At 74.9% G+C, this 21,359-nt stretch carries 14 protein-coding genes and 1 pseudogene; 7 read left to right on the forward strand and 8 right to left on the reverse strand.

Features of this window, described 5'->3' with window-relative positions; all coding sequences use genetic code 11:
• The first annotated feature begins 212 nt into the window (after positions 1 to 212).
• A complete protein-coding gene (locus tag AB0I11_RS26545; protein ID WP_357326075.1) occupies positions 213 to 1,208 on the forward strand; it encodes an esterase family protein in 996 nt (331 codons plus the stop codon).
• Positions 1,209 to 1,316: 108 nt separating this feature from the next.
• Here the strand turns inward: AB0I11_RS26545 and AB0I11_RS26550 are convergent, their stop codons facing one another.
• From AB0I11_RS26550 to AB0I11_RS26575, 6 genes are all read right to left on the reverse strand, one after another.
• The gene (locus tag AB0I11_RS26550) at positions 1,317 to 2,684 is read right to left on the reverse strand and encodes a permease prefix domain 1-containing protein (protein ID WP_357326078.1); all 1,368 of its coding nucleotides are present in this window, start codon (positions 2,682 to 2,684) and stop codon (positions 1,317 to 1,319) included.
• The gene (locus AB0I11_RS26555; protein ID WP_357326205.1) at positions 2,681 to 3,055 is read right to left on the reverse strand and encodes a PadR family transcriptional regulator; all 375 of its coding nucleotides are present in this window, start codon (positions 3,053 to 3,055) and stop codon (positions 2,681 to 2,683) included. The genes AB0I11_RS26550 and AB0I11_RS26555 overlap by 4 nt, the downstream gene beginning before the upstream one ends.
• A gap of 156 nt (positions 3,056 to 3,211) precedes the next feature.
• The gene (locus AB0I11_RS26560; RefSeq protein WP_357326081.1) at positions 3,212 to 4,180 is read right to left on the reverse strand and encodes a ketopantoate reductase family protein; all 969 of its coding nucleotides are present in this window, start codon (positions 4,178 to 4,180) and stop codon (positions 3,212 to 3,214) included.
• Between the two features lie 150 nt (positions 4,181 to 4,330).
• The gene (locus AB0I11_RS26565; protein ID WP_357326083.1) at positions 4,331 to 6,070 is read right to left on the reverse strand and encodes a multicopper oxidase family protein; all 1,740 of its coding nucleotides are present in this window, start codon (positions 6,068 to 6,070) and stop codon (positions 4,331 to 4,333) included.
• Positions 6,067 to 6,519: a DUF6220 domain-containing protein gene (locus AB0I11_RS26570; protein ID WP_357326086.1), complete on the reverse strand. Its 453-nt coding sequence runs from the start codon at positions 6,517 to 6,519 to the stop codon at positions 6,067 to 6,069. Before AB0I11_RS26570 ends, AB0I11_RS26565 begins: the two co-directional genes overlap by 4 nt.
• Positions 6,520 to 6,528: 9 nt before the next feature.
• Positions 6,529 to 7,518, reverse strand: a complete 990-nt coding sequence (locus AB0I11_RS26575; RefSeq protein ID WP_357326089.1) for a carboxymuconolactone decarboxylase family protein — start codon at positions 7,516 to 7,518, stop codon at positions 6,529 to 6,531.
• A 144-nt stretch (positions 7,519 to 7,662) separates the two neighbouring features.
• Here AB0I11_RS26575 and AB0I11_RS26580 point away from each other — a divergent pair, with 144 nt between their 5' ends.
• Genes AB0I11_RS26580 through AB0I11_RS26590 form a run of 3 tightly spaced genes read left to right on the forward strand, consistent with a single transcriptional unit; the run spans position 7,663 to position 10,402 of the window.
• Positions 7,663 to 8,793 (forward strand): sensor histidine kinase, encoded by a 1,131-nt coding sequence (locus tag AB0I11_RS26580; protein ID WP_357326092.1) that lies wholly within the window; start codon positions 7,663 to 7,665, stop codon positions 8,791 to 8,793.
• The gene (locus AB0I11_RS26585; protein ID WP_357326095.1) at positions 8,790 to 9,488 is read left to right on the forward strand and encodes a response regulator transcription factor; all 699 of its coding nucleotides are present in this window, start codon (positions 8,790 to 8,792) and stop codon (positions 9,486 to 9,488) included. Before AB0I11_RS26580 ends, AB0I11_RS26585 begins: the two co-directional genes overlap by 4 nt.
• Positions 9,489 to 9,547: 59 nt before the next feature.
• The gene (locus tag AB0I11_RS26590) at positions 9,548 to 10,402 is read left to right on the forward strand and encodes a DNA alkylation repair protein (protein WP_357326098.1); all 855 of its coding nucleotides are present in this window, start codon (positions 9,548 to 9,550) and stop codon (positions 10,400 to 10,402) included.
• Positions 10,403 to 11,227: 825 nt separating this feature from the next.
• On the opposite strand, the pseudogene AB0I11_RS26595 reads toward AB0I11_RS26590, so the two are convergent.
• Positions 11,228 to 11,860 (reverse strand): annotated as a pseudogene (locus AB0I11_RS26595) (tetratricopeptide repeat protein); the annotation flags it as partial.
• 159 nt (positions 11,861 to 12,019) lie between these two features.
• Here AB0I11_RS26595 and AB0I11_RS26600 point away from each other — a divergent pair.
• From AB0I11_RS26600 to AB0I11_RS26610, 3 genes are read left to right on the forward strand one after another with little or no spacing between them, the layout of a single operon-like run.
• A complete protein-coding gene (locus AB0I11_RS26600; protein WP_357326101.1) occupies positions 12,020 to 12,343 on the forward strand; it encodes a CATRA system-associated protein in 324 nt (107 codons plus the stop codon).
• The gene (locus AB0I11_RS26605; protein ID WP_357326104.1) at positions 12,340 to 13,815 is read left to right on the forward strand and encodes a CATRA conflict system CASPASE/TPR repeat-associated protein; all 1,476 of its coding nucleotides are present in this window, start codon (positions 12,340 to 12,342) and stop codon (positions 13,813 to 13,815) included. Before AB0I11_RS26600 ends, AB0I11_RS26605 begins: the two co-directional genes overlap by 4 nt.
• Positions 13,816 to 19,902 carry a CHAT domain-containing protein gene (locus AB0I11_RS26610; RefSeq protein WP_357326107.1) on the forward strand — a complete coding sequence of 2,029 codons (6,087 nt, stop codon included), beginning with the start codon at positions 13,816 to 13,818 and terminating at the stop codon, positions 19,900 to 19,902.
• A gap of 109 nt (positions 19,903 to 20,011) precedes the next feature.
• Here AB0I11_RS26610 and AB0I11_RS26615 read toward each other — a convergent pair whose 3' ends face one another.
• Positions 20,012 to 21,304: a hypothetical protein gene (locus AB0I11_RS26615; RefSeq protein ID WP_357326110.1), complete on the reverse strand. Its 1,293-nt coding sequence runs from the start codon at positions 21,302 to 21,304 to the stop codon at positions 20,012 to 20,014.
• Positions 21,305 to 21,359 lie beyond the last annotated feature (55 nt).

Below are 21,359 nucleotides of genomic sequence, written 5' to 3' on the forward strand. Positions count from 1 at the left end.
GTGTTCACCAAAGGCACCACCAACGACATCTACGTAGGCCTGTCCACCGGCACCACCTTCACCGCCGGCACCAAATGGCACGACTACTTCGGCCTACCCGGCGAAACCACCCTCTGACCCCTCAGCAGCGTCGCCCGGCCGCGACGACCGAGGCTCCCCTGACCCCCCGCGACGACGTCGCCCCAGGACAACCATCATCGCCAGGAGGAACCATGCACCAGGATCGGATCGCCCGCCGTCCGGTGAGCCGTCGCCGGCTCCTGACCGGCGCCGCGGGAGTCGCCGCGGCCGGGGCGTTCGCCGGCGCCCTCACCGCGCCGTCGGCGGCCAGCGCCGCCGGCGACGGGTACGGGCTGCGCATCGTGGACCGGAACGAGAACGGCGGACGCCTGCAGTACTACCGCTTCGCCACCGACGCGATCGCCTGGAACCCGGGGGTCAACGTCCTGCTGCCCGACGGCTACCACACCAGCGGCAGGCGCTATCCGGTGCTGTACCTGCTGCACGGCGGCAACGCGGACTTCCGCACGTTCCACCTCCAGGACGACATCATCAACCTCACCGCCGGTCGGGAGATCATCGTGGTGATGCCGGACGCCGCCACCGGCTGGTACTGCAACCCGGTTAGCAGCAACACCGGCCCCCGCAACTGGGAGACCTTCCACATCGCGCAGCTGCTGCCCTGGATCGACGCCAACTTCCGCACCTTCGCCGAGTACGACGGCCGGGCCGTGGCCGGCTTCTCGATGGGCGGCTTCGGCGCCCTCAAGTACGCGGCGAAGTACTACGGCCACTTCTGCTCGGTGAGCTCCCACTCGGGGCCGGCCAGCCTGCGCCGCGACTTCGGCCTCGTGGTGCACTGGGCCAACGTCAGCTCGGCCGCGATGGATCTCGGCGGCGGCACGGTCTACGGCGCGCCGCTGTGGGACGAGGCGCGGGTGAGCGCCGACAACCCGGTGCAGCGCATCGCCAGCTACCGCAACAAGCGGATCTTCCTGGCCGCCGGCACCTCCCCCGATCCGGTCAACTGGTTCGACACGGTCAACGAGACGCAGGTCCTGGCCGGCCAGCGTGAATTCCGCGCGGCGCTCGCCCAGGCCGGCCTCCCGCACGAGTGGCGGGAGGTTCCCGGCGGGCACTACTTCCGCCACGAACTGTTCATCCAGGACCTCGCCGGCATGCTCGGCCGGCTGCGCCGGGCGGGTTGACCGCTGCGGGCCGGCCCACTCCGCACGCGGGGAAACGGGCCGGCTCGCTCCACCCGCCACGAGACGGGCCGGCTCGCTCCGCACGGTGCGGAGCGGGCCGGCTTTCGGTCAGGCGAAGCCGAACACGAGCGGGAAGACGAGCACGACCGCCCAGACCCAGGCGGCGTAGACCACCACGTACCGGGTCTGCCAGCGGTCCAGCGCGGCGAAGGGTCGGCGGCCGCGCACGAAGCCGAGGAACAACCACGCCGACCAGGCCAGGTTGGCGAGCAGGACGAGGTTCTCGCCCAGGGCCGCCGCCTTGTTGGGGGTCACGCCCCACTCGGTGATCCGGCCGGCGATCGCCACCAGCACCAGGACGTCGATGATCAGGGCGCTGACCACGAGCGCGAGTTGCAGCCGGTCGAACAGGCCCGGCCGGGCGCCGGGCGCGCGGGCGGAGATGGCGTACAGCAGCAGGCCCAGCACGACGACGAGCAGCAGGTCGAAGAGGATCAGCACGTCGCGTTCGACGTCGATGCCGCTGGTGGTCCAGACGACCGCGACCAGGAAGGCCAGCAGGGCAGCCGTGAACAGCGGCGTGAAGACGCGGGTCAGCACCGGCGCCATGTTCTCGATGACGCTCTGCTTGGCCTCGACGAGCCACGCCGAGACGACGACCGCGGCCACCGCGCCGCAGGGCAGCAGCCACGACTGGATGAAACCCTCGGCGTCCAGGCCGATGGCCTGGAAGGTGCCGGCCGTGAAGGCGGTGAGCACGCCGCCGCCCAGCTCGAGGAGGGCGAAGTAGATCAGCCACTCCCCGGTGAACCGGATGAAGTCCATCCGCCGCCGGTCGGAGCGCCAGTCACCGCCGGCGTAGGCGACGCCGACCACCAGCCACAACGCCAGCGGGAGGTGGATCGCGGTGAGCACGACGCTCTGCGAGTCGTCGGCCAGCGGGTACGCGTTGGCGGCGAGCGCGCCGAGCGCGAAGAGCGCGGCCAGCACCGCGATGACCCGCGGCCGGATCCGGCGTTGCCAGGCGAAGTACCCGGCCAGCGCCGGCAGCGCGAAGAGGCTCGCGTTGCGCGCGTAGAAGCCGGCGTCGTCGGTCAGGTCGAGCCCGAACACGGCCGGCGCCTTGACGGCGAGCGCCGCGACGGCCGCGCAGAGCACCATGACGTACAGCTCGCGCCGGGACCGGGTGGCGGCCGGCGCGTCCGGCTCGCCGGGCAGCACGAGCTGCTTCCACAACCGTTCGGAGTGCTCGCGGGCGAATTCCCGCGACAGTTCGTCGAGGCTGCCCATCCGCTTGACCGCGATGAGGAACGCCTCGTCGTCGCGCAGGCCACCCTCGGTGAGCTCGCCGATCCGGCTGCGGAGGTGGTCCTCCAGCTCGTCGGCGTCGGTGTGGTGCAGTTCCCGGCGGCGGTGCACGTACGCCCGCCACTGCGCGATCTGGCCCTCCAGGTCGTACTCGCGGTCGACGGTCATCGCCCCGCCTCCCAGGCCGGCGCCGGGATCGGCCCGAGGGCCTGGGTCGTGCTCCAGATGCTGCGCAGGGCGTCGACGACGGTGTCCCATTGGCGGCGCTGCTCGGCGAGTTCGGCCCGGCCCTGCTCGGTGATCCGGTAGTACTTGCGGCGGCGCCCGCCGGGTGGTGCCTGCCACGCCGACTCGACGTGGCCGAGGCGTTCCAGCCGGTGCAGCAGCGGATAGAGCAGGCCGTCGGTCCACTCCAGCTGCCCGCCGGAGAGCTCGTTGACCTGCTTGAGGATCGCGTAGCCGTAGCTCTCGCCCTCGGCCAGGATGCCCAGCACGAGCGGCGTCGCCGAGGCGGCGACCAGGTCCTTGGTGATGTACATCCGCACCCCCCCAACCCTAGAGCTGCAATGCATAGTAGCTCTAGGTATTGCGGTCGCGCCACCACTGCCGCGGACCGGCCACGAGGCACCACGGGACGGATCTCCCCCGCCGCGGCGTCGAGCAGCCGGGCCGGAGGCGATCGAGGAGGTACCCGGTCACGCCGCGCCGGCGGGCTCCGATCGAGGCGTACCGGCCGGGCCGGCTCCGGCGGCGAGGCGCTGCTCGTGCACGCGCAGCGCCACCGTCGTGGCGTCCAGCAGCGGCGTGGGCACGCCGAGCGCGCGGGCCCGCGCCGTGAGGTCGCCGAAGATCTGCTCGGCCTCGGTCGGCTGCCCGGCGGCCAGGTCCCGGTAGAGCGAGGCGGTGTCGGCCGAGCCGGGCCGGGTCACGAAGGCCCGGACCTGCCCGAGGACCGGCTCCGGCACCGGATGGCCGGCCGCCGCCGCGACGGCCGCGGCCTCGGCCGCGATCCGCGGGCCGAGGTCGTCGCCGCCGGGCACCGCCACGGCGTCGCCCACCGTGCCGCGCACCAGGAGGTTGAGCGCGCCGAGAGTGCTGATGAAGACCCACTTGTGCCACATGGCCCGCAGGATGTCCGGCGCGACGGCGAGGTCGAAGCCCGCTCCGGAGAGCGCCTCGGCGACCCGTTCGACCCGCGCCGAAGCGCCGCCCCGCTGCTCGCCGATGACGATGTCGGCCAGGGCGCCCAGCCGGACGATGTCCCCCTCGACGTTGAGCGTGGTGAGGACCCGGACCACGCCGCCGAGCACGGCGTCCGCGCCGAACCGCGCGTTCAGCGCGGCCAGGTGGGCCATGCCGTTCAGGAACGGCACCACCGTGGTACCCGGGCCGACCGCGGCCGCGACGTCCTCGATCGCCGCCGGCAACGCGGTGGCCTTCACCGAGACGAGGACGACGTCGTAACGCCCGTCGACCGTCGCGGCGGTGACCAGCCGGGGCGTGAGCACGGTGTCGTCGCCCAGCCCGGTGATCCGCAGCCCGCGCTCGCGCAGCACCTCGGCCCGCCCGGGCCGGACCAGGAAGGTGACGTCCCGGCCGGCCTGCTGGAGCCGGGCACCGAAGTAGCCTCCGGTCGCGCCCGCACCGACGACAAGAATCCTCATGCGCCGCAACGTTACTAGCCGAGCCGGGGACCGGACGGCGACCGGCATCGTGGTGCCGGTCACCGCCGCGACCGGCCCGACGCCTCGCCAACCGGACCGGATCCGGACGCCCCGGCCGCGATCGCGGGCGTCCTCAGTCGGCGTCGGGGATCACTGGTACATCAGGTGCAGCACCATCCCGGCCTCGGCGTGCGCCAGGTTGTGGCAGTGGTTGGCCCACATGCCGGGGTTGTCGGCCCGGAACGCCACCCGCCAGACCTCGCCGGGGCGTACGTCGAAGGAGTCCAGCCACAGCGGGCTGCCCGTGGCCGGCCGGCCGTCGCGGGACAGCACCAGGACGTGATGCCCGTGCAGGTGCCACGGGTGCACCACCAGCGACCGGTTCACAATGGTGAACGTGACCACCTCGCCGAACCGGACGAGCTGCGGCGGGATGTCCGGGTCGGCCGCGCCGTTGACGGTGTGCGCGTAGCGCGGCAGCAGCCCGTGCAGGTCCAGACCACGGTCCAGGACGAGGGTGAACTCCCGGTCCACCCGCGACCACGGCACCGGGGCGGCGGCGCCGTAGCGGAGCGGATCGAGCACCGGCCACCCGCCGGTCGCCACCGAGGTCGGCCCGGTCGCGTAGACCACCCGGCCGTCGACCTGGAGCGCCACCGGCGTGCCGGGCGCGGTGAACACCAGGTCGTAGCGGCCCCCGGCCGGGATCAGCACCGCCGTCTCCACCAGCGGGGTCGGGCCCCGCAGGTCGGCTCCGTCGATCGCGGCGACCTGGAACGCGGTCCCGGCCAGGGCGTACCGGTGCGTCGTGCTGTCCGTGTTGATCAGCCGCAGCCGCACGGGCGTCCCCGCCGCGACCGGCTCCGTCCGCGCCTCGGGCAGCGGCCGGCCGGCGAGCGTGTGCACCGGCACCGTGACGTCGACGCCGACCGCCGGCGCCGGACGCACCACCAGGACGCCGTAGAGGCCCATCCGCACGCCCACGTCGGACACCGCGTGCGTGTGGTACCAGTACGTCCCGGCCTGGTCGGCGCGGAACCGGTAGACGAACTCCTGTCCCGGCAGCACGGCGGCCTGCGTCACGCCGGGCACCCCGTCCTGATCGTTCGGCACGTCGTACCCGTGCCAGTGCAGCGTGACGCCGCGCGCGATGTCCCGGTTGCGCAGCCGCACCTCCAGGACGTCGCCCACGGTGGCGCTCAGCTCCGGCCCGGGCACCTGGCCGTTGAACGCCCACGCCGCGACGTCCCGGCCAGCCGCGCGCACCGTCGCGGTCCCGGCCGTCAGGGTGACCCGCCTGGTCGGTTCGCCCACGGCCCGCCCATCCTGAGCGGCGAGCGCGTGGGGTACGGCCGGCGCGGCGGCCGGGGTGGCCACCAGCCCGGCCCCGGTCACCAGCGCGGCGACCGCCACCGCGACGGCGGTCCGGGACACCGTCGGTGACGGGCGCGCGTCCAGCAGCCGCCACGACACCGCGGTCGCCCCGACCACCGCGGCGACCGCGAGCAGCCCTGCGCCCGCCGACGCCGGGTAGCCGTGCAGGACCGTCACGAGCAGGGCGGCGCTCTCCGCGTACCCGGCGAACAGGAGCGGGACCGCGGCGGACCGGATGTCGCCGGGGGGCCGGACCAGCCGCGGCCCGGCGACCGCCACGGCCGCGAGCGACAGCGGACCGGCGACCAGCACCTTCTCCGCCGCGAACCACCAGCCCGCCCGGGCCAGCACGGTGACCGTGACCGCCCGGGCCAGCGTGCCGAGCAGCGCGCCGGCCGCCAGCCCGAGCGCGAGCCGGCGGCGTCGGGCGGCCGCCGCCGCGCCGCCGCCCAGCCAGCCGGCGGCCGCGAGGACCGCGATCAGCAGGTCGGCGGCGATGAGCGAGGCGACGCTCATGCCGGCTCCCCGGCCGGCACCGGCAATTCGGTGGCGTCGACCGGCGCGGGGCCGGCCAGCTCCCGCGCCGCCCGGAGCACGCGGACCACCACGTGCACCACGACGATGCCGTTGAGCGCGTGCAGCCCGGCGAAGGTCAGGCCGAACGGGGTGCTGGCGCCCCCCGCGTCGGTGAACGCGTTCGCCAGCGCGGCGATGAGCCCCTGCAGGAGCACCAGGCCCAGCGGCAGGACGGCCAGGCCGACCAGCCGGCCGGGCGCCTTCGCCAGCACCGCGAACAGGACGGTGAGCAGGGTGAGGGCGGGAATCACCGCCATCCCGGTGACGCTGTGCAGCGCGTACGCGCCGTCGCCCGCGGGCTTGGTGAACGCGCCCACGGCGGCGAAGACGAACTGCAGGACGAACACGACGAGCAGCACGCTGGTGACGATGACGAGAGCCTTGCGCATGACGACCTCCTAAAGATGGGCCGGAGACAGGGTCTGGGCGACGTGCTCGGTGGCCGTGATCGCCCCGAAGGCGACCAGCCGCACCAGGTCGGCGTCGTCCGGATGGGACAGTCGCCACAGGGCGACGTCGCCCACCGTGACGGCGCTGGGGGCGAACGCCGCCAGCAGCGCGATCCGGGTCCCGACGCGGTCCGCCCCGGGCACGTCCCGGACCAGGTCGACGGCCCAGTCCGTGGGCCGGTCCGGGTGCCGGCCGTCCTCCCAGCGCACCGTCGCGGTGACGGTGCGCCGGGCCACGTCGCCCAGCAGGTCACCGCCGCGCAGGGCGGCGTCGCGCACCGCCGCGTACGCGACGCCGACCGGGCTCTGCCCGGCCCAGGCCGGTGGCGGCGAGGGGTCGGCGCCGAGCAGCGGGAGGCTGCCGCCGGGCTCCTTCGGCTCGCGGGCCGCCCGGGCGTAGAGCCGGCCCCCGAAGGAACGCACCACCGGGGACCGTTGCAGTCCACCGGGGAGCAGATCCGGGTCGAGCAGCGCCGAGACGACCCGGTTGATGAAGTGGAAGGCGAGCACCGTGCCGGTGACCTCCGGGCCGTACGGGCTGGTCCACCCGGTGGCCCGGGGGGTGCGGCTGGCCTCGGCCCAGGCGACCAGCTCGGCGTGCTCCGGCTGGGGCGGGGTGCCGCCCCGGGCCATGACCTCGGCCAGCGCGTGCTCACCGAGGGCGTGCAGCAGCATCACGTGCGCGTCGACGCAGAACCGGCACCGGTTGGCCCGGGACACCGCCGAGGCGGTCAGCTCCCGGTCGACCCGCGGCGCGTCCCCGGCGAGCAGCGCCTCCCGCAGCAGCGACCAGGTCGCGGCCTGCACCTCGGGCACCGCCGAGAGCGCCTGGAAGGTGGGCACCGGCCCGAGGAACTCCTCGCGCAGCTGCCGGTAGACCGCCGCGGTGAGTCCACTCGCCGTCCTGGCCGGTGCGGGGGTGAAGAAGCGGTATGTCATGGGCTCGATGCTTGTCCCGGCGGGCCGGGAAAGCGTCGTGCCGCCGCAGGCACTTGCCCGGTTGCCGGTACCACGGTCGCGGTACGCCACAGCTACCGCAGGCGCGGGATGCCCGGACCGGGCCGCCCGTTCTACAGTCCGGTCATGCGCCGCGACCTGCCGTACGCCCTCACCGGACTCGCCCTCGGCGTCCTGCTGCTCGGCAACGCCGCGCTCAGCCCGGACGCCGCCACACCGGGGCCGGCCGACGTCGCCCTGGTCCTGCTCATGGTGGCGGGCCTGGCGGCGTGCCGCCGGTTCCCGGTGCTGGCGCTGGCCGTGGTGACCGCCACCATGCTGTTGGTCCACCTGCGGGTGCACGCCGGAGCGACCGCCGCGTTCCCGGTCCTCGGCGCGGTCTACCTCGCCGCCTGGCGGGGGCACCGGTGGGCCGCCGTGCTGGCCAGCGTCGGCTTCCTCGCCGGCTTCCTGGCCCGGGACGTGTCGGTCGCGCCGATCGGCCAGGCCGGCCAGCAGATGGCCGAGCGGACCGCGCTGCTGCTGGGCTGGTTCGTGGCCGCCAACGTCGCCGGCCTGGTCGCGGGGCAGCGCCGGGCGTACCTCGAGCAGGTCGAGCAGCGGGCGGTCGAGGCCGAACGCACCCGCGAGGAGATGGCGTTGCGCCGCGCCGGGGAGGAACGGCTGCGCATCGCGCGGGACCTGCACGACTCGCTGACCCACAGCATCTCGCTGATCAAGGTGCAGGCCGGGATCGCCGTGCACCTGGCCCGCAAGCACGGCGAGGAACCGTCGGCCGCGCTGCTGGCGATCCAGGAGGCCAGCGCCGCGGCGATGCGGGAGCTGCGGGCCACCCTGGACGTGCTGCGCTCCCCCGCCGACGCCGACGGGGTGGGGCTGGACCGGGTGGCGGAGCTCGCCGAGCGGACCCGGTCCGCCGGCGTACCGGTGCAGGTGACCGTGACCGGCCAACCCCGCGGCCTGCCCAGCGCGGTCGACCAGGCCGGTTACCGGGTCGTCCAGGAGGCGCTGACCAACGTCGCCCGGCACGCCGGCGGCGCCACCGCGCAGATCCACCTCGCGTACGCCCCGGCGCAGCTGACCGTGTCGGTCACCGACGACGGCCAGGCCTCGCCGGTCCGGCCGGTGACCCCCGGCGTGGGCCTGAACGGCATGCGGGAACGGGTCACCGGACTGGGCGGCACGCTGCACGCCGCCGCCCGCGACGACGGCGGCTTCGCGGTCCGGGCCACGTTCCCGCTGAACGGCCCGGCATGACCGACCGCGCGCCGGAGGCGCCCGCCGGGCGGCCGGTCCGGGTGCTGCTCGCCGACGACCAGGCGCTGATGCGGGCCGGCTTCCGGGCGCTGCTCGACGCCGAGGACGACCTGCTGGTGGTCGGCGAGGCCGCCGACGGCGCGTCGGCCGTCCAGCTGTCCCGGCGGCTCCGGCCGGACGTGGTGCTGATGGACGTGCAGATGCCGGGGCTCGACGGCATCGAGGCCACCCGGCGGATCGCCGCCGACCCCGACCTCGCCGCGGTCCGCGTGCTCATCCTCACCAACTACGGGCTCGACTCCTACGTGTTCGCCGCGCTGCGGGCGGGCGCCAGCGGCTTCCTGCTCAAGGACGCCGACCCCGCCGACCTGTTGCAGGCGGTGGCCGTGGTGGCGCGCGGCGACGCGCTGCTCGCCCCGGCGGTCACCCGCACCCTGATCAGCGAGTTCGTCACCGGCCCGCCGCCGGCCGACCCGGCGGCCGGGCGCGACGTGCTGACCGCCCGGGAACAGGAGGTCGTCGAGCTGGTCGCCCGGGGGCTGACCAACGACGACATCGCCGAGCGGATGGTGATCAGCCCGTTGACCGCCAAGACCCACGTGAACCGGGCCATGACGAAGCTGCACTGCCGCGACCGGGCCCAGCTGGTCGTCTGGGCGTACGAGTCGGGGCTGATCACGCCCCGCCGGCGGTGACGGCGGGCCGGGGCCCGGTTGGCGGCGGCGCACCGGCGGTCGCGGTAGGTTCCCCAGTCATGGCCACCACCGCCGACATCCGGCGCGACCTCGCCGGCCTCGCCGACCCGGGGCGGGCGGCGGCGACCAGCCGGTTCCTCCAGATGACCCCCGGCGGGTACGGCGAGGGCGACCGCGCCATCGGCGTCACCGTGCCGGACCAGCGCCGGGTGGCCGCCCGGTACTGGCGGGACCTCACCCTGGCCGACACGGCGGAACTGCTCGCCGGTGACGTGCACGAGGAGCGGCTGACCTCGCTCCTCATCCTGGTGCGCAAGTTCGCCAAGGGCGACGAGGCGGAACGGGGCCGGATCTTCCGCCTTGTGCTGGCCAACACCGGGCAGATCAACAACTGGGACCTGGTCGACTCGTCCGCCCCGTACCTCGTCGGCCCGTGGCTGCTCGACAAGGACCGCGACGTCCTGGACCGGCTGGCCGGATCGGACCGGGTGTGGGACCGGCGGATCGCCGTCATGGCGACGTTCGCCTTCATCCGGGCCGGCGACTTCGGGTGGACCTTCCGGCTCGCCGACCGGCTGCTGCGCGACCCGCACGACCTGGTGCACAAGGCGGTGGGCTGGATGCTGCGCGAGGTGGGCAACCGGGACCGGGCCGCGGCGGAGGAGTTCCTGGCCGGCCGCTACCGGGACATGCCGCGGGTGATGCTCCGGTACGCGATCGAGAAGTTCGAACCGGAACGACGCCGGGCGTACCTGTCCGGCACGGTCCGGTCAACCGCGCGGCGCGGGCTGCCGGCGCGCGTTGCGGGCGAGGCGGCCGAGGCCGCGGACGCCGGCGTACAGCAACCAGCTCAGCCAAGCCGCCAGGCCCAGGCCGGTGACGAGGAACGCCGGCACGGCCACGACGTCCGGTAGCGGGCCGGACGGCAGGACCGCGCTCAACGCGATGGCGGCCAGCTCCACCAGCGCGGCCAGGGTCAGCGGGACGAGCAGCAGCCCGAGCGCGGCGTTCTGCCGGCCGGGGCGCCGGATGAGCCGACGCCGCGACCAGGCCCCGAAGCCGAGGAACCCGGCCAGCGCCACCGCGCCGACGGCCGCCCGGGCCGGCCACGACGCCGGCGGATCGAGGCTCAGCACCAGCGGCAGCACCGTGAACACCGCCCCTGACCGGGCCAGCCGCATCGCCCATCGGCCCGCGTACGACGCCGCGCGCTGCTCGGCGAGCAGGTCGCTGGCCGGCGGTTGGGCGAACGCGGCGCCCGCCGTCGCGGCGGCCGGCGGGGAGCCGCCGGGGCCGGCAGCGGGATCGGGTGCGGGCGGCGGCGGGCCGGCGACCCGGCGGTCCACGATGAACGCCGCCGCCCCGCCGACCAGCAGCGCCAGGAGGTGCGCCGCCATCATGACCAGCATGACGGCCGACGGCGGCCGGTCCGGATCCTGACCCAGCGCGGCGCCGAACAGCCCGGCCGCGGTGAGCGCGCACAGCGCGAGCCCGAACAGCCGGGCGCGGGCCCGGACGTCCGTGCGGAGCAGGTGCCCGGCGTACACCCGCGCGCCCGGGGAGAGGGCCCGCCAGGTCCGGGCGGCCCACCCCGACCACAGCAGGGGCGGCAACGCGGCCAGCGCCCACACCCACGGCAGCATGGCGAACATGCCGATGAAGCCGCCGACCCAGACCGACATCAGCGCCCAACCACCGAGGCCGCCGATGACCAGCCGGTCCAGTTCGGCGCGGGCGGCCGGGTTGGTCGGCTCGGCGGCCAGCACCGCGCTGAGATGCCCGGCGGCGGACGCCAGCCGCCCCCGGGTCGCCGCGACCCGACCGAGCCCGGTGAGCGCCGCTGTGTGCGCCGGGTCGAGCGCCAGCGCCCGGCGGAACGACCGGTTGGCGGACCGGTGCCAGCCGATCGTCTGGAACATCAACCCCCGGATGTGGTGCGGGCCGGCCGAGTCCGGGGCCAGCGCCACCGCCTGCTTGATCAGCCGGAAGGCGTGGCGGGGCTGCCCGAGATTGAACGAGGCGAGCGCCAACGCCGCGTAGCCGCGCCAGTCGTCGGGGGCGAGGCGGACGGTCTCCGCCGCGCTGGCCCGGGCCGCCGTCGGGTCTTCCACCCCGAGCTGGGCGAACGCGAGCAGCAGGTGACCCTCGGGCTGTGCCGGCGCGACCGCCACGGCCCGCGCCGCCGCCTCCCGCATCGCGGCGAACTCGTCCTCCGCCTGGTACGCGCGGGCCAGCACGCACAGCGCCTCGACGTTGTCCGGATCGCCGGCCAGCACCGCCGTGATCTCCCGCCGGGCGGCCTCGATCCGGCCGACCTCCAGCAGGTTGCCGGCCCGGGCGACGCCGGCCTGCGCCCCCGCCTGACTCGTCATCGGCACACCCTAAGGCCGGCCGGTGCCACCGGTACGCCCGCCGGCCTCGCGCGGCCGACGGCCCGTCCCGAACGGTCACCGGGCGACCGTCCACCGCCGCGCACCACGAGCGTTCCTGGAGTAACGTCGCAGTCACTGGTTGGCCACTCGGAGGTCGGTTTGCCACTGTCCATCCGGCACGCTCAGCCCCTGCTCGCCTCCATCCGGTCCTGGCGCCTCACCCCGGCGGAGTGGTCCCAGGTCACGGCCGCCCTCGGGGCGCTCGACGAGGCGCTCGACCGCGACGACGACCGGGCCGCCGGTGCCGCGTTGGCCGGTCTCGCCCTGATCAGCGACCGCGCCCGGCCGAGCCGACCCCTCCAGTCCAGCCTGGGCCAGGCCGAGAGCGGTCCCGAGCCGCGCATCACCACCCTGGCCGGCCGCCTGGTGCACCGCCTCGTCGACCAGGCCGCCGCCCCGGCGGCGGAGCACGAGGGGCGATGACCATCGAGGTCCGGCGACCGGCGTTGCTCACGCATGCCTTTTGGGCGTTCGGCGCAGCCGGCGGGCTTTCCGAGGCGTGGGAAGCCATCAAGGCGTCGGGCATCGACGGCCGGATCGACGGGCTACCGGCCGAGTTGGCGGAGCCGCGCCGGGATGCCCGCCCCGACCGGTTGGTGATCCTCGGTGCGCTCAGCGCCGAGACCGGCGGAAGGGCGCTGCACCAGGCGCTGGCTTACCGGACCCGCGACCTCATCGCCCTGGCCGTGCTCCGCGCGCCGAACCGCGACGAGGTGGGCTGGCGCGACCTGCCGGAGACCGCACCGGCCGACGGTGACCAGCGAATCGGAGACGTGACGGTGTACCTCGGCCTGCTGCCCGGGTCGGCGCCGGCCGGCGCGGATGCCGCCGCGGCCCTGGCGCGTGCCCTGCGGCCGGCCCCTCCGCCGCCGGTGGATCTCGATTGGCAGCGCACCGCGTGCGGCTTCCGCGACGGCATCACGGTCTGGGAGCTGCCGGGCGGCCGCACCCGCCGACGGCTGCTCGTCCTGGCGCCCGAATCCCGGGAGGACGCTCTCGACCGGTGGTTGTGGAGCGCCGACGGTCCGGTGCTGCCCCCACTGACCAGGTATCTCGCGCACGCGGCGCGGATCCGGTATCAGCAGCTGGTGCTGCACCGCGACCTGCCGGACCTGGACCGGCTGCTCGACGACGTGGCCGCGTCGAGTGACGCGCTGGCGGCAGGTCTGCGCGACCGTCCGGACACCGATGCGAGCACCTCGGAGCTGCTCCGGCAGGCGGATCGCCTCACCGAGGTGCGCAACCGGCACGCCGGACTGATCGACACGCTGGCCCGTACCCGCACGATGTCCAGGACGGTCCGGGTTGCCGAGCGCAACCTCGCCGCGGCCCTCGAATCGCCCCGTTTCGCCGCGCCCGGCGGCCTGCTGGACACCGACCGTCAGGTCGCCGAGTCGGCAACCGAGCAACTGCACGCCGCGGAAACCTATCTGCAGGCCGAGCTGGACCGGGCGGGGCCACTGCTCGTGACCGCGCGAGCCAGCCTGGACGAACGCATCCGGGATCGCGTCGACGGGCGGATGCTGGTGCAGACCTCACTGATCGGCGCGCTCCTCGCCGTGCTGGCCGCCGTCCAGAGCCTCGACTACCGGGTCGCCGTCGCGCGCTCGCTGAACGCTCCGCTGATCACGCTGGTGGGCGCCCTGGTGCTCTGGCTGCCGTCGGCGGTCCTGCACTGGATTCCCGGCGCCCGGGTGCCGCGCGGCTGGCGTCACCTGGACCGGATCTTCCTGGTGTTGACCTGCTCGGCCGCCGGCTGGCTCGGCACGGCGGCCGTCGTGCGGTACGGCGGCGGCCATCCCGCGCCGCCGTGGGCCTCGCTGGCCGGGGCCGCCGGAACCGCCCTCGCGGGTCTCGGGATCGGCCACTGGTTGTGGCGCACTGGAAGGAGCTGAATGTCGGACGACCCGCTGTGGCGGTTCCTCGAAGCCGCCGACTGGCCCGCGGCGGTGCGTGGTGCCGAGCGGGAGCTGCGCGATCCAGAGTGGGTCGACCGGCTCGTCCAGGGTGCCGCCAACGCCGATCACACCGGCCAGGACGCGGTGGCGTTCGCGCTGCGCCGGCACGCCGCGGTGCTACGCGCGCTACAGGAGAGCGGCGCCGACGCGGCCCTGCGCGTCGCGGCCGAGCGCATCGACCCGAGTGAGCCCAAGGACCGGTCCGCCTACATCCAGGTATTGGCCGGCGTGTCCGCCACCGAGCCGGCCGAGCTCACCGCGCTGACCGAACGGCATCCGTGGCTGCTGTCGGATGCCACCGACCGGATCATCCGGGCGACGGTGGACCGGTTTGTCGAGGAGTCCGAATTGCTCTCCGCCCTCGACGGCGAGTTCCGGCGCCTCCTGCTGCGGGCCTTCCGCCGGGACGGGAGCGCCGCGACGCTGGCGGTCGTGACGCCGGCCGGCGACGCGACGCAGCGGTCCGAGCGGCTGCACGACGCCGTGCTGCGCGCCCGCCGCGCCGGTGACGAGGAGCAGACGTTGCTCCGCATGCTCGCCTGGTTCCTCGGCCCGCTGCGGGAAGCTCCGGCGGGCACCGTCCCGGTCGCAGTGCTCAACGACATCGGCGCCACCCTGATGCGGCGCCACCACCACACCGGCGAGCGGGCCGACCTGGCGTTCACGCTGCTCGCCTACCAGGCCGTCCACGACAGCCTGGGCCACGCACCGCAGCGCGCACTGGCCGCGTACGGGCTGACGAACCTGGCCGGCGCGATGGTGACCTGGGAGCGCGCGACCGGCGAGCTGACCTACCGGGACGAGGCGATCGCGCTGTACCGCCGGTACCTGGCGATCGCGGTGCCCGAGGATGCGCTGCGCCTGCCCAGCATGATCGCACTCGCCGGGCTGCTGGTGGCCGAGGGACGCCGGGAGGGCCGCGGGTTCGACCCGCTCGACGAGGCGGAGGCGCTGCTGGCCGAGGCCGTTCCGGCACTGGCCGGGGTGGACGAGCGCGAACGACTCATCGGCCTGGCCCACCTGGCCACGTCCGGCCTGGTCCGCTTCGAGCGGACCGGCGACCCGACACCGGCCCGGCGGGCCCTGGACACCGCTCTGCAGGCGATCCGGCAGGTGCCGCCCGACACGCCCCAGCGGGACGAGGTGGCCCAGGAGCTGAGCCAGCTGATCCTGCACACCCTGACGACCCGCCGTGATGACCGGCTCAGCGAGGCCGCGGCCGACCTCTCGGCGCTGGCCACCGACGGCGCCTCGGCCGCGGCCCCGGCCGAGGCGTTGCTGCACCGGATGCAGGCCCTGTTCAACCGGTACGAGTCGAGCGGTGCCAGCGCCGATCTGCACGGCGCCCTCGACGCCGCGACGCAGGCACTGGGCGGGTCCCGGCCGGGCAGCACCGAGGAGATCCGCGCCCGCACCGGCCTGGGCATGGCGCTGCGCCTCCGGTTCTCGGCGACCGGCGACATCACCGACCTGGACGAGGCGGTGACGAGCCTGCGGCAGGCCGTCGACCTCCAGGAACGGCTGGACGGGCCGCCGGCCGTCCCCGCGGCGTACCAGAATCTCAGCGGCGCACTGCTCGATCGGTACCAGCAGGGCCGGCAGGCCGCCGACCTGGACGACGCGATCACGGTGAGCACCAGGTTGGTCGAGGGCACCGCAGCGGCCGACCCGCTGCGGTTGAACCGGGTGAGCGGCCTCGCGGCCGCGTTGCGGCAGCGCTACCTGCACCGCGGCGACCGGGCCGAGCTGGACCGGGCCATCGCGCTGGTCAGCGAGCTACTCGGCGAGGCGCCGGCCGATCGGCCCAACCGGACGATCGCGATGTCCACGCTGGCGCTCTGCCTCCGCGACCGGTACCTCGCCGACGGGACCGCCGCGGACGTCACGGAGGCGGCGCGGCTGCTGCGCGCCGCGGTGGAGGCGACGCCCGCGACCGCCCCCAACCTGGAACCGTTGCTGAGCAACTACCTGCTGGTGCTCATCGCGGTCCAGGACCGGGAGCGCACCCGACGCGAGGAGCCCCTCGACGACCTGTACCGGTGGATGGCGCTCACCCACCGTGAGGTGACGCGGCGGATCCGCGAGACGGGCGAGGTGCCCTCGGCGCTGGCGTCCGTGACCGGCCCGCCCGAGCGGGCGGCGGTTCCGCCGGAGACCGAGGAGCCGGTTCCGCCACCTGTCGACCCCGACGGCACCGAGGACGACGCGACGCCACGGTCGTTGCTCGCCGATCCGGTCGAGGTCACCGTTCCGGAGTCCGTGGCCGCCTTCGCGCAGCGGGCGACGAACGCCGTCGACCGCTTCCTCGACGCCGGGGAGCAGGCGGACCTGGACGAGGCGGCGGACATGTGGCGCGCCACGGTCCGGCACCCGGCCTTCGCCGACCTGCCCCGGCCGGCGAAGCAGGTGATCGCGCTGCGCGCGGCGCAGGCCGCGTACCTGATGTCCGGGCACGACGAATCGATCACCGCGACGGACCGCCTGATCGGCGCGTACGAGCTGATGCTGTCCCTCGCCGAGGACGGCACGCGGCGGGCGGAGATCTCCTACGACCTCTGCCGGGCGTGGCTGCTGCGGTACGCCACGTCCGGCGACGAGACCGACCTCGATCGTGGGTACGACCTCGTGCGCGCGGCCGTCACGGTGCTGCCGTCCGGCAGCGAAACCTGGCGGCGCGGCGTGCGCTACCTGGCCGGCTGCCTGCAGCGGTATCCGCGGCGCGAGCCGTACCCGGTGGGCCGCCGCAGCCGTCTCGACCAGCTCGACGCGCTGGTCGGCGAGGTCGGCCCGGCCGGTGCCGGACCGAGCTGGGTGGCCATCCGCCTGCTGCTCCTGGACGCCTACCGCAGCGTGGGCGTCGACCCGGACCAGCGGGTCGACGCGCTGACCCGGTCGCTCCGCATCGCCACCGACGGGGCCGCCGCGTCCCGCGCGGCCGGCGACGGCCAGTCGGAGGTCTTCGAGCGGGTCGCCCACAGTGCCCGCGCCGCGCTCGACGCCGTCGCGGCCGACGCCGACGCCGAACCGGTCGAGGTCACCCTGGCGGAGCTCGTGGCGGGGACCGACGATCCCGACGAGGCGCGCCTGCGCCTGGACCGGATGCGGCTCCTCTACCAGCGCACCGACCCGGACGACTACTCCACCTGGCGGTACGTCGCCATGGGGTTCGCCGTGGTGCTGCACCGCGCCACCGCCGACCGCGCCGACCAGCAGGACGAGTTGCTCGAGGTCGCGGCCGCGCTGGAACGCAACGCCGCCGCCGCGGACGACCACGAGAGCCAGGGCATGGCCGTACGGCTGCAACGGGACGTCTACCGGGAGCGCAGCCACGGCATCCGGGCCGACAACCTCGACCGCGCCGTCGTCTGCGCGGAACGCGACCTGGCGCTGCGGGCCGAGGGCACAGCCGAATGGGCGGTGAGCCGCGCCGAGCTGGGCTACGCGTTGAGCCAGCGCGTCACGGGTGGGCGGCCGGCTCCCGGCGACCCGGCGCGGGCGGTGCGGGAGTGCCGCGCGGCGGTCGCCGCCCTGACCGCCGAGACCGACCCGGCGATCCGGGCCCGGGTCCACTACCTGCTCGGTGGCGTGCTCGCCGACAGCGACGACGGCAGTCTCGCGGCCAGCATCGAGGAGGCCATCGAGGCGTACGGGGTGGCCCTGCGCGACCAGCCCGACGGCGACGTCGACTGGGCCAACAGCCACCACCAGCTCGGCCTGATGTACACCAACCGGTTGCACGCCGGCCACCAGGAGAACCTGGCGGTCGCGCTCGAGCACTTCGACCAGGAGCTGACCGTCTTCACCCGGCAGCGGCACCCGGCCGACTGGGCGTACGCGATGGTCAGTCGCGGCAACGCGCTGAGCCAGGCACGCGGGGCGGACCCGCGGCGCACCGCCGCGCAGGCCGCCGAGTCGTTCGAGGCCGCCCTGACCGTCTTCACCCGGCAGGCGTTTCCCCAGCAGTGGGCCCGGATCCGGGCCAGCCAGGGCCTGCTGGCGTTGGACGCCGACCGGGTGGGCGACCGCGACGTCGACGCCCGGGCCGCGCTGGAGCATCTCGGCGCGGCACTGGAGGTCTACGACCGCGAGCGCGACCCGGTCGAGTGGGCCCGCATCCACGAGTTCCTGACGGTCGCCGAGCTGATCCTGGCCGGTGAGGGGCAGACGGCGCACGACCGGCGGGCCATCGAACACGCCGAGCTGGCGCTGTCGGTGTCCGGCCTGCCGGCGGTCACCCGCGCCCGGCGGCTGGCCAACCTCGGCGCCGCCCGGCTCGAACTGGCCGAAGCCGTGCCCGAGGAGCGCCCGGCCCACCTCGACGCGGCGGCGCGGGCCCTCGGCGAGGCACTGCAGATCTTCGAACAGCACGGCCTGCTCCCGGCGGCCCGCAACGTCGCCGCCGGGCTGGTCGAGACGTACTCGTGGATGGGCCGCCACGATCGCGCGGCCGAGGTGTACGAACGGGGCGTCGCCGCCGCCGAACGCCAGTACGCGGAGTCCCTGCTGCTCTCCTCCCGCGCCGCCGAACTGCGCGACGGCCGCCGCCTGGTGCAGGCCGGTGTGCGCGCGTTGGTCCACCTCGGCCGGACCGCGGAAGCCCTGGTGGTGCTGGAACGGGGCCGGGCGCGGTGGCTCGGCGAGAGCATGGACCGCGACCGCGCCGACCTGAGCCGGCTCGCCGACGACCACCCCGGGCTCGCGGACCAGTTCCGCCGGGCCGCCGCCCAGGTGACCGACGCCGAGGCCGCCGAACGCGACGGCACCGGTGACGCGCGGGGTGCCGCGCTGCGCGAGCAGGCCCGGCAGGCCCGGGCCGCGCTCGCCGAGCGGATCACCCGGATTCGCCGGCTGCCCGGCTACGAGCGCTTCCTCGACCTGCCCGACCTGGCTGACATCGCCCGTGCCGTCCGGCGCGGCTCGGCGATCGCGTACCTGCTGCCCGGTGAGCAGGAAGGCCTGGCGCTGATCGCGCACCGTGCCGCGGGGAGCGACCTGATGGTGTCGGCCCGGCTGTTACCCGCCCTGACCAACCGGAACGTGGACCGGCTCCTGCGCGACGACGGCTACCTCGCTGCCCAGTTCTCCGGCGGCGGCGCCGAGCTGCGCGGGTTGCTCGACCCGCTGCTGGACCGGCTGGGCATGATGCTCGCCGGTGCCGCCGACGCGCTGCGCGAGGTGGGTTGCGAGTCGGTGACGCTCGTGCCGTGCGGCCGGCTCGGCGTCCTGCCGGTGCACGCCGCCGGTTACCGCACGGCCGGCGGATCAGGCAGCCTGCTCGAGGAGTTCGCCGTGGCCTTCGCACCCTCCGCCTGGGTCGTCGCGCATCCGGCCGGGTCCGTCGACCAACCGATGCTGGCCGGGGTGGGCGACCCGACGGGCGACCTGCGCTTCGCCGGCACCGAACTCGCCGACATCGCCGACCTCTTCCCCGGCGGTGACCCGGGCCGGCTGCTGTACGGCCCGGCGGCGACCCGTGCGGCGGTGCTGGCCCGGATACCCGGCGCGACGCACCTGCACCTGAGCTGTCACGGGTACTACGACCCGGCGAAGCCGGACGAGTCGCACCTGCTGCTGGCCGGCGGCGACCGGCTGACGCTGGGTGAACTGCTCGCCGGGAACGTGCTGCGCGGGGTCCGGCTGGCCGTCGCCTCGGCCTGCCAGACCGCGGTCACCGACGTGGTGCGCCTGCCCGACGAGGCGATCGGCCTGCCGGCGGGCTTCCTGCGGGCAGGCGCGGCGGCGGTGGTCGGCACGCTGTGGCCGGTCGCCGATCTGCCGACGGCGCTGCTCATGCGCCGCTTCTACCAGTGTCACCTGGCCGGCGATCCGGACCTCGCGGACCCGGCCCCGATGGCACCGGCGCCGGCGTTGCGCGCGGCGCAACTGTGGCTGGCCGGGTTGACCGAGGCGGAACTGGCGGCGTACTTCACCGGGGCGAGCCAGCCGCGCGCCGATGACGAGAGCGCCCCGCGGCCGTTCGCGCACCCGTACTACTGGGCGCCCTTCGTGCTGGCCGGGCAGTAGCGCCTGCCGGGGCCGGCCGGGGAAGCGCCGACGCCGGCCGGGAAGCGCCGGACGGTGCCCCGACGCGGAGCGGGGCGGACCACGCTCGGTCCGCCCCGCCGCCTGAGGGTCACGCCGCCGCCGGCACCTCGACCGGCTCGTCCGCGCTCTCGGGCACCTCGCGCACCAGGACCCGGCTGCGGGCGTGGTCGACGCTGAGGACCGCCACGTCGATCTCCTCACCGACCTCGATGTGCCCGTCGTTCAGGTCCAGCCGGAGGTCTTCGGTCATGTCCCGGGCCAGCAGCATGGCCGGCCTGGTGCCGGCCGCGAGCCGGACCAGGATGTAGCCACCCCGACCGGCCACCTCCGGTACGGCCTTGACCACCCGTCCGACGCCGGTCCAGCCCGGCGACACCAGGATCGGCGTCGGCCCGGGCTGCGCCGAGCCGTCCAGCACCCGGTTGAGCCGCAGGGCGATCCGGCGCTGCTCCCCGTCCATCCGGGTGACGGTCACCTCCAGCTCGGTGCCCGGGGCCGGCGGGGTGCCCTGGAACTGCTCGATCGGGATCATGCCGTTGACGTCGAACTCGACCCGGGCGAAGACCCCCACGTTGGGCACCACGTTGTGCACCTTGGTGCGGAGCGTCGTGCCGACCGGGTAGCGGCTGACCAGGATCGGCCACGGGTTCGTCTCGCCACCGACCAGGGTGTAGCGCATCTCGCTGCGCATCGGGTCGACCACGAACGCGCCGTCGAGCCGGTCGCCGACCTTGAACCGGCTGCTCATGTTGGTGACCATCCGGGTGTAGTCGACGTCCGCGCCGCCCATGACGCCCCGCCGGCCGCGGTCGTCCTGGACGACGACGTACTCGCGGTCGACCGAGATGACGCGGGCCGGCACCGAGTTCCGGCCGCCGCCGGGCATCGGCATCGGCGCCATCTCCTCGGCCGGCTCCTGCGCGAGCGCCTGGAGCTGGAGCGTCAACTCCTTGCGCATGCGCATGATGTCCGCGTAGTTCGGGCTGTAGGTGATGTAGCGGTAGAGCCCGCGCACGTCGGTCGGGATGTCCTCCGGGCGCTGGGTCAGGATGACGATGCGCTTGCCCAGCAGCAGCGCCCAGCCGAACTCGAAGACGACGTTGGCCGACTGCCCGCTGAAGTCCACGACCACGAACTCCGCCCGCTGCAGGGTGCGCCAGACCGCGTCCAGCACGCCCTGCGGTCCGTAGATGCCGTCGACCCGCAGCGGGACCATCCCGCAGTCCTCCGCGACGGTCGGCACGCAGACGTCGGCGTAGAACGCGTCGAAGTCGAACGGCTCGACACCTGGGGAGATCGACTTCGTCCCGTACGGCATGGCGAAGAAGACGTGGCCGGGCTCCGGCCCCAGCGTCCGAAGTGGCTTGAAAACAGTGTTCACCGCACTTGCTCCTCACGTGATCGGCTCGGTGGCCGTGTTGCCGCCTGGCCGGGTT

This window comes from Micromonospora sp. NPDC050495, from assembly GCF_040655175.1.
In the GTDB taxonomy this organism is placed as follows: Bacteria; Actinomycetota; Actinomycetes; order Mycobacteriales; family Micromonosporaceae; genus Micromonospora.

Excerpts from the sequence above, each read along its gene's own strand:
- AB0I11_RS26610 (WP_357326107.1), top strand. The coding sequence starts at position 13,816 with ATGTCGGACGACCCGCTGTGGCGGTTCCTCGAAGCCGCCGACTGGCCC.
- AB0I11_RS26585 (WP_357326095.1), top strand. The coding sequence starts at position 8,790 with ATGACCGACCGCGCGCCGGAGGCGCCCGCCGGGCGGCCGGTCCGGGTG.
- AB0I11_RS26580 (WP_357326092.1), top strand. The coding sequence starts at position 7,663 with ATGCGCCGCGACCTGCCGTACGCCCTCACCGGACTCGCCCTCGGCGTC.
- AB0I11_RS26560 (WP_357326081.1), bottom strand. The coding sequence starts at position 4,180 with ATGAGGATTCTTGTCGTCGGTGCGGGCGCGACCGGAGGCTACTTCGGT.
- AB0I11_RS26565 (WP_357326083.1), bottom strand. The coding sequence starts at position 6,070 with ATGAGCGTCGCCTCGCTCATCGCCGCCGACCTGCTGATCGCGGTCCTC.
- AB0I11_RS26590 (WP_357326098.1), top strand. The coding sequence starts at position 9,548 with ATGGCCACCACCGCCGACATCCGGCGCGACCTCGCCGGCCTCGCCGAC.
- AB0I11_RS26550 (WP_357326078.1), bottom strand. The coding sequence starts at position 2,684 with ATGACCGTCGACCGCGAGTACGACCTGGAGGGCCAGATCGCGCAGTGG.
- AB0I11_RS26575 (WP_357326089.1), bottom strand. The coding sequence starts at position 7,518 with ATGACATACCGCTTCTTCACCCCCGCACCGGCCAGGACGGCGAGTGGA.
- AB0I11_RS26570 (WP_357326086.1), bottom strand. The coding sequence starts at position 6,519 with ATGCGCAAGGCTCTCGTCATCGTCACCAGCGTGCTGCTCGTCGTGTTC.
- AB0I11_RS26555 (WP_357326205.1), bottom strand. The coding sequence starts at position 3,055 with ATGTACATCACCAAGGACCTGGTCGCCGCCTCGGCGACGCCGCTCGTG.
- AB0I11_RS26545 (WP_357326075.1), top strand. The coding sequence starts at position 213 with ATGCACCAGGATCGGATCGCCCGCCGTCCGGTGAGCCGTCGCCGGCTC.
- AB0I11_RS26605 (WP_357326104.1), top strand. The coding sequence starts at position 12,340 with ATGACCATCGAGGTCCGGCGACCGGCGTTGCTCACGCATGCCTTTTGG.